Source organism: Streptomyces sp. YIM 98790, assembly GCF_011421595.1.
Taxonomy (GTDB): domain Bacteria; phylum Actinomycetota; class Actinomycetes; order Streptomycetales; family Streptomycetaceae; genus Streptomyces.
The window spans coordinates 1-6662 of sequence record NZ_WTLH01000254.1 but is presented as its reverse complement, the minus strand read 5'-3'; the positions used below and the strand labels follow the sequence as shown (position 1 = coordinate 6662).

Sequence of the window (6662 nt, the reverse complement as noted above, 5' to 3'; positions counted from 1 at the left end):
GCGCCGCAGTCCGGTGCGCCCCAGCCGCCCGCCCCGGCGGCGCCGGACCCGCGGCTGCGGGACACCTCGCTGCCCGCGCCCGGCACCGTCACCGTGCAGTGCGCCCACTGCGGCGCCGGCCTGGTCGACGGCGACGGCTACTGCGGCGAGTGCGGCCGTGCCCAGCCGGGCGACCGGGACCATGTCGAGCGGGGCCTGGAAGGCGTCGCGGGCGTCAGCGACATCGGGCTGCGGCACCACCGCAACGAGGACGCGTTCACCGTCTCGGCCACCGCGCTGCCGGACGGCTCACCCGCCGTGATCGCGGTGGTGTGCGACGGGGTCTCCTCCTCCAACCGGCCGCACGAGGCGTCCTCCGCCGCCGCCGAGGCGGCCGGCGAGGCCCTGCTGCGCTCCCTGCCCCGGGGCGTCTCCGGCCAGCAGGCCATGCAGGAGGCCCTGCTGCGCGCCGCCGCCGCCGTCGCCGAGCTGGGAGGCAACCAGCCCTCGCTGGCCGGCAACGCCCCGGCCTGCACCATCGTCAGCGCCATCACCATGGGCCGGGAGCTCACCGTCGGCTGGGTCGGCGACAGCCGTGCCTACTGGGTGCCGATGGACGGCCGGGGGCATGCCACCCGGCTCACCGAGGACGACTCCTGGGCCGCCCAGATGGTCAAGGCCGGCCTGCTCACCGAGGAGGAGGCGATGGCCGACCGCCGCGCGCACGCCATCACCGCCTGGCTGGGCGCCGACAACCCGGAACTGGAGCCGCACACCGCCGCGTTCAAGCCGGACCGGCCGGGCGTGGTGATCGTCTGCACCGACGGACTGTGGAACTACGCCGACTCCGCCGACCAGATGGCCGCCGTGGTGCCGGCCGCCGCCCGCCGGCAGCCGCTGGCGAGCGCGCAGCACCTGGTGCGCTACGCCCTGGACTCCGGCGGCCACGACAACGTCACCGTGGCGGTCATCCCGTTCCCCACCGCGGGCATCAGCCTGCAGCCGGAGGAGTCCGAGGCCCACCGGGCGGCCGGGCTCTCGCACACCGCGACGCAGCCCATCACGGCTCCGCCCCCGATGCCCCGCGCCGAGCCGCGCTGAACCGAAGCAGGAGCCGCACGCCATGGCCAAGCCGCCGCAGTTCACGGTCGAGGTCTACCACAACGCATACCTGCCGGAGGACGGCACCGAGGTCAACGCGATCATCACCGTGACCGCTTCCACAGGTTCCACAGGTTCCACAGGTTCCACGGGCGGCGGCGGGCGCGGCGGTGACACCGCGGCACGCCCGGCCGATCCGCGGATCAGTGCCCTCCGGGACCCCTCCGGCACGGCCGGCGGCACCGGCCGGGCCGCCGCGGGGCCGCCGGCCGTCTCCGACGCCGCGGTCCCCGGCGACGGCGGCGGGACGGACGGCCCGGACGCCGCGGTGGTGATCATGGTGGACTGCTCGGGCTCCATGGACTACCCGCCGTCCAAGATGCACCACGCCCGCCGCGCCACCGAGGCCGCCGTGGACACCCTGCGCGACGGCGTGGCGTTCGCCGTGGTGGCCGGCACCCACAAGGCCCGGGAGATCTACCCCGGGGGCGGCCGGCTGGCCGTGGCCGGCGAGTCCACCCGGGCCGAGGCCCGCGAGGCCCTGCGCCGCCTCACCCCCTCCGGCGGCACCGCGATCGGCACCTGGCTGCGGCTCGCCGAGCGCCTGTTCGCCTCCACCACCGCCCGCATCAGGCACGGCATCCTGCTCACCGACGGCCGCAACGAGCACGAGGAGCCCGCCGACCTGCGCCGCACCCTGGACGACTGCGCCGGGACGTTCACCTGCGACGCGCGCGGCGTGGGCACCGACTGGGAGGTGGCCGAGGTCACCGGCATCGCCTCGGCCCTGCTCGGCTCGGCCGACATCGTCGCCCGGCCGGAGGACCTGGCCGCCGACTTCACCGCCATGATGGAGGCCGCCATGGGCAAGGAGGTGGCCGATGTCGGCCTGCGGCTGTGGAACCCGGCGGGTGCCGAGGTGGTCTTCCTCAAGCAGGTGGCGCCGTACATGGAGGATCTGACCGGCCGCCGCACCGAGACCCGGCCGCGCACGGGCGACTACCCCACCGGTTCGTGGGGCGAGGAGTCCCGCGACTACCACCTCTGTGTGCGGGTCCCGGCCGCCGGGGTGGGCCACGAGATGCTGGCCGGCCGGGTCTCCCTGGTGGCCGCCGAACCGGACGGCACCGAGACGGTGCTCTCCCAGGCCCTGATCCGGGCGGTGTGGACCACCGACCTGGCCGCCTCCACCCGGATATCACCGCAGGTGGCGCACTACACCGGACAGGCCGAGCTGGCCGAGGCGATCCAGCAGGGGCTGGATCTGCGCAAGTCCGGGGACGATCCCGGCGCCACCGCGAAACTGGGCAGAGCGGTGCAGCTCGCCCACAGCCTGGGTAATACGGAAACCGCGAAGCTGCTCGCCAAGGTGGTGGACGTGGACGACCCGGCGACCGGTACTGTTCGTTTGAAGGCGAATGTTTCCGACGCCGACGAGATGACACTGGAAACGCGCTCCGTGAAAACAGTCAGGGTGAAGAAGTAGGCGGAGGGGGAGGCAGCGCAGATGCCGACGTGCCCGAACGGCCACCAGTCGATGGCCGTCGACTGGTGCCCTGTATGCGGTCTCCGCATGCCCGCGCCCGGTGGCGCGGTGCCTCCGCCTCCCGGCCCGCCCACCGGCGGCGGCTACCAGACCCAGGGCGGCGGCGAGGCCACCATGGCGGCCGAGACGTGCCCGCAGTGCCGCACTCCGCGGGAGGGCATGGCGCCCTTCTGCGAGGAGTGCCGGTTCAACTTCCTCACCAACTCCCCCACCACCTATCTGCCGCCCACCCCGCAGCACGGCCCGCCGCCCGGCCAGCAGTACGGCCGGGCCACCGGCACCCAGGGCTATCCCGGCCGCCCGGAACCGGCGGGCGGGGCCGGCCAGGAGCAGCAGATGAGCGGCGGGTATCCCGACGTCCGGCACGCCCCGGCGCGCCCGCATCCCGGGCAGTCCGAGCCCAGCGGCGACTGGCTGCTGCCGCCGCCCACCCCGCCGTCCGGCCCGCCGCCCCCCGCCCACGGCGGCCAGGGCACGGGTCCCGGCGGTCCCGGCGGCAGCGGCTACGGCTATCCGCCCGGCCCGGGCCCGGCCACCGGTCCCCTCGGGGGCACCGGAGCCGGACCGGCGGCCCCCGGCGGGCGCCGCGGCGGCTGGGTGGTCAGCATCGGCCCGGACCGCGAATACTTCACCGCGATGATGCGGCGCTCCGGTCCGGAGGCGGCCCAGCTGGTGCTGCCCGCCTACGCTCCCGAGCAGCAGATCCCGCTGACCGGGCCACAGGTCACCATCGGCCGCCGCCGCCACTCCACCGGGGAGATCCCCGACATCGACCTGTCCCGGGCACCGGAGGACCCGGGGGTGTCGCACCAGCACGCGATCCTGGTCGAGCAGCCGGACGGAAGCTGGGCGGTGGTCGACCAGGACTCCACCAACGGCACCACGGTCAACCACGCCGAGGAGCCCATCCAGCCGTTCATCCCGGTGCAGCTGCACGAGGGCGACCGGGTGCACGTGGGCGCCTGGACCACCCTGACCCTGTACCGCGGCTGACGCCGTGCGCCCGCGCCGCGTACCGGAGCGGGCCGGGCGTCACCGGGCCGACCGGGCCGCCGGTGCCGTACGCCCCGGCGACCCGCCGCAGCACGGCGGCGGATGATCCGATTACGATCACGGGCATGACTGCAGCAGCCATCACGGCCGAGGGACTGCGCAAGCGGTACGGGGACGTGCAGGCCGTGGACGGGGTGACCCTGGAGGTCCGCTCCGGCGAGTTCTACGGCATCCTCGGCCCGAACGGCGCCGGAAAGACCACCACCCTGGAGATCATCGAAGGGCTGCGCGAGCCCGATTCCGGCACCGCCCGGATGCTCGGCGAGCCCTCCTGGCCGCGCAACCGCAGACTGCTGCGCCGGATCGGCGTCCAGCTCCAGTCCTCGGCGTTCTTCGAGAAGCTGACCGCCCGTGAGCAGATCCGCTCCTTCGCCTCGCTCTACGGCGTCCCGGCGTCCCGGGCGGACGCCATGCTGGACACGGTCGGCCTGACCGAGAAGGCCGGCGTGCGGGACGNAAGGCCGGCGTGCGGGACGACCAGCTCTCCGGCGGGCAGCAGCAGCGGCTGTCCATCGCCTGCGCACTGGTGCACGATCCCGAGCTGGTGTTCCTGGACGAACCCACCACCGGGCTCGACCCCCAGGCCCGGCGCAATCTGTGGGATCTGCTGCGGGGCATCAACGCCGAGGGCCGCACGGTGGTGCTGACCACGCATTACATGGACGAGGCCGAGGCACTGTGCGACCGGGTGGCGGTGATGGACCACGGGAAGGTCCTGCGGGTCGGTCCGCCCGCGGAGCTGATCCGCGAACTGGGCGTGACCTCCCTGGAGGACGTCTTCCTCCAGCTGACCGGACGGGAGTACCGCGAGTGAGCCCCACCAGCCGGCCGGAGCCCGCCGACCGCCACGGCCCGGGTGCCCGCCCCGTCGTCGACGCCCGCCGGGCACCCGGCCCGACCCGGCCGGGCGTGCTGCTGAGCCTGTCGCGGGTGATGTACCTGGGCATGGTGCGGGACCGCACCGCGGTCTTCTTCATGCTGCTCTTCCCGCTGATGTTCCTGCTGCTGTTCGGCGCCCTGTTCCAGAACGACAGCACCTCCCGCTCCACCATCGCGCAGGTCGGCGAGGTGGAGGTGCTGGACCAGCTGTCCGGGGAGGCGCTGCGGCAGGTCACCCAGGTGCTGGAGATCCGCAAGGCCTCGGACCGGGCACAGGCGCTGGAGGACGTGCGCCAGGGCGACGTGGACGCGGCGATCTGGCAGGGCGAGGACGGGGCCGTGGAGCTGCGCTACTCGGCCGCCGACGCCACCCGCTCCGGCACCGTGGCCGGGGTCGTCGACTCGCTGGTGCAGAACGCCAATGTGGCCGCCACGGGGCAGCCGCCCGCCTATGAGCTGCACACCGCCCGGGTGGAGGACGAATCGGTGAAGCCGATCCAGTTCTTCACCCCCGGCCTGCTGGGCTGGGCCATCGCCATGGGCGCCTCCTTCATGTCCGCGCTGACGCTGGTGAACTGGCGGAAGAAGCGCATCCTGCGGCGGCTGTGGCTGGCACCGGTGGGACCGGGCTCGGTGGTCGGCGCCCGGATCGGGGTGAGCCTGGGGCTGGCCTTCGTGCAGCTGACGCTGTTCCTGGCGGTCGCCACCATCCCGTTCTACGGTCTGCAGCTCACCGGCCACTGGTGGCTGGCCATCCCGCTGGTGGGGTGCGGCACCCTGGCGTTCATGGCCGTGGGGCTGCTGATCGGTGCGCTGGCCAAGAGCGAGGAGGCCGCCAACGGCGCCCTTCAGGTGGTCATCCTGCCGATGGCGTTCCTGTCCGGCTCCTTCTTCCCGACCGAACAGATGCCGGACTGGCTGCGCCTGGTCTCCCATGTGCTGCCGCTGAAGTATCTCAACGAGTCGATGATGTCGGTGCTCTCGCGCGGCGAGAGCTGGGGCGCGGCGCTGCCCACCATGGGCGGGCTGCTGCTGTTCGCGGGGGTGCTGACCGCGGTCGCCGCCCGGCTGTTCCGCTGGGACGCCGCCTGACCGCGCGGCGGCGGGCGGCCCCGGGCGGGCCTCCCCGGCGTTCCCCTCCGGCACGCACCCGCGCACCCGCGCACCCCGTGCCCGGGACCACGGCCGGTGGCGTCTGAGACGATGGAACGGTCTCCCCACCGGGAGGCGGCAGAGCGACCAGTCACAGCGAACGGTGAGTGAACGGTGACCGATATTCCTCGTACCCCGCCCGGCAGTCTGCCGGCCACCACCTTCTACGAGCAGGTGGGCGGCGAGGAGACATTCCGCCGGCTGGTGCGGCGGTTCTACGAGGGGGTGGCCGAGGACCCGGTGCTGCGGCCGATGTATCCGGAGGAGGACCTGGGCCCGGCCGAGGAGCGGCTGCGGCTGTTCCTCATCCAGTACTGGGGCGGCCCGCGCACCTACAGCGAGGAGCGCGGCCACCCGCGGCTGCGGATGCGGCACGCGCCGTTCACGGTGGACCGCGCGGCGCACGACGCCTGGCTGCGCCATATGCGTGATGCCGTGGACAGCCTCGGCCTCGCCCCCGAGCTGGAGCAGCAGCTCTGGAACTACCTGGTCTTCGCCGCCGGCTCCATGATCAACACCCCCGGCTGACCCGAGGCCGCCCGGCGCCGGCCGCCGGGAGTGTCCGCGGACCGGGGCCGGGCCGGGGGACTCAGGGAGCCAGGGGTGTGAGGCTCAGCGGGGCACGGACGGCACGGCGCAGGGCGATGGAGCCGTGCGCCGTGCGCAGCCGGAGCCAGGACCCGGCCGAGAGCACCGCCACCGGCGGGCCGTCCGGGCGCAGGAAGCCCAGGGCGTGCGCGGCGTGCACGGCCCGGAGCGGCAGCGGGGTGGCGGCCAGCGGCCGGGACCACACCTCCTCGGCGAGCCCGTCCAGTGCGGCACGGGTGCGCTGCTTCGGCAGCAGCGCCTCGGTGCGGCTGCGGAACTCGGCGACCACGGCCGCCGCGGCGCCGCGCGCCTCCTCCCCGGGCAGCTCGGCCAGCCGCTGCCAGCCGCCGCGCGGGGGCAGCAG

General features: G+C 74.4%; 6 protein-coding genes and 3 pseudogenes. 8 read left to right on the top strand and 1 reads right to left on the bottom strand.

All coding sequences use genetic code 11. The features are described from left to right. From GQS09_RS25940 to GQS09_RS25915, 8 genes and pseudogenes are all read left to right on the top strand, one after another. The coding region (locus tag GQS09_RS25940; protein ID WP_243761794.1) for a PP2C family serine/threonine-protein phosphatase at window positions 1-1080 on the top strand (1080 nt) is incomplete at its 5' end. Between the two features lie 22 nt (window positions 1081-1102). Beyond that, window positions 1103-2566, top strand: a complete 1464-nt coding sequence (locus tag GQS09_RS25935) for a VWA domain-containing protein (RefSeq protein ID WP_165989981.1) — start codon at window positions 1103-1105, stop codon at window positions 2564-2566. 21 nt (window positions 2567-2587) lie between these two features. Further along, on the top strand, window positions 2588-3619 hold the full coding sequence (locus tag GQS09_RS25930) for an FHA domain-containing protein (protein ID WP_165989980.1): 1032 nt from the start codon (window positions 2588-2590) through the stop codon (window positions 3617-3619). A gap of 125 nt (window positions 3620-3744) precedes the next feature. Further along, window positions 3745-4059 (top strand): annotated as a pseudogene (locus GQS09_RS30820) (ATP-binding cassette domain-containing protein); the annotation flags it as partial. Window positions 4060-4145: 86 nt separating this feature from the next. After that, window positions 4146-4274 (top strand): annotated as a pseudogene (locus GQS09_RS30815) (ATP-binding cassette domain-containing protein); the annotation flags it as partial. A gap of 45 nt (window positions 4275-4319) precedes the next feature. Further along, a complete protein-coding gene (locus GQS09_RS30810) occupies window positions 4320-4493 on the top strand; it encodes a hypothetical protein (RefSeq protein ID WP_243761795.1) in 174 nt (57 codons plus the stop codon). Beyond that, window positions 4490-5650 (top strand): ABC transporter permease, encoded by a 1161-nt coding sequence (locus GQS09_RS25920; RefSeq protein WP_313896338.1) that lies wholly within the window; start codon window positions 4490-4492, stop codon window positions 5648-5650. The genes GQS09_RS30810 and GQS09_RS25920 overlap by 4 nt, the downstream gene beginning before the upstream one ends. A gap of 174 nt (window positions 5651-5824) precedes the next feature. Continuing rightward, window positions 5825-6238 carry a globin gene (locus tag GQS09_RS25915; RefSeq protein ID WP_165989979.1) on the top strand — a complete coding sequence of 138 codons (414 nt, stop codon included), beginning with the start codon at window positions 5825-5827 and terminating at the stop codon, window positions 6236-6238. Between the two features lie 61 nt (window positions 6239-6299). Here GQS09_RS25915 and GQS09_RS25910 read toward each other — a convergent pair. After that, window positions 6300-6662, bottom strand: a pseudogene (locus tag GQS09_RS25910) (hypothetical protein); the annotation flags it as partial.

What these genes read in the sequence shown, in the direction of transcription:
- GQS09_RS25935 (WP_165989981.1), top strand. Translation starts at nt 1,103, where the DNA reads ATGGCCAAGCCGCCGCAGTTCACGGTCGAGGTCTACCACAACGCATAC.
- GQS09_RS25930 (WP_165989980.1), top strand. Translation starts at nt 2,588, where the DNA reads ATGCCGACGTGCCCGAACGGCCACCAGTCGATGGCCGTCGACTGGTGC.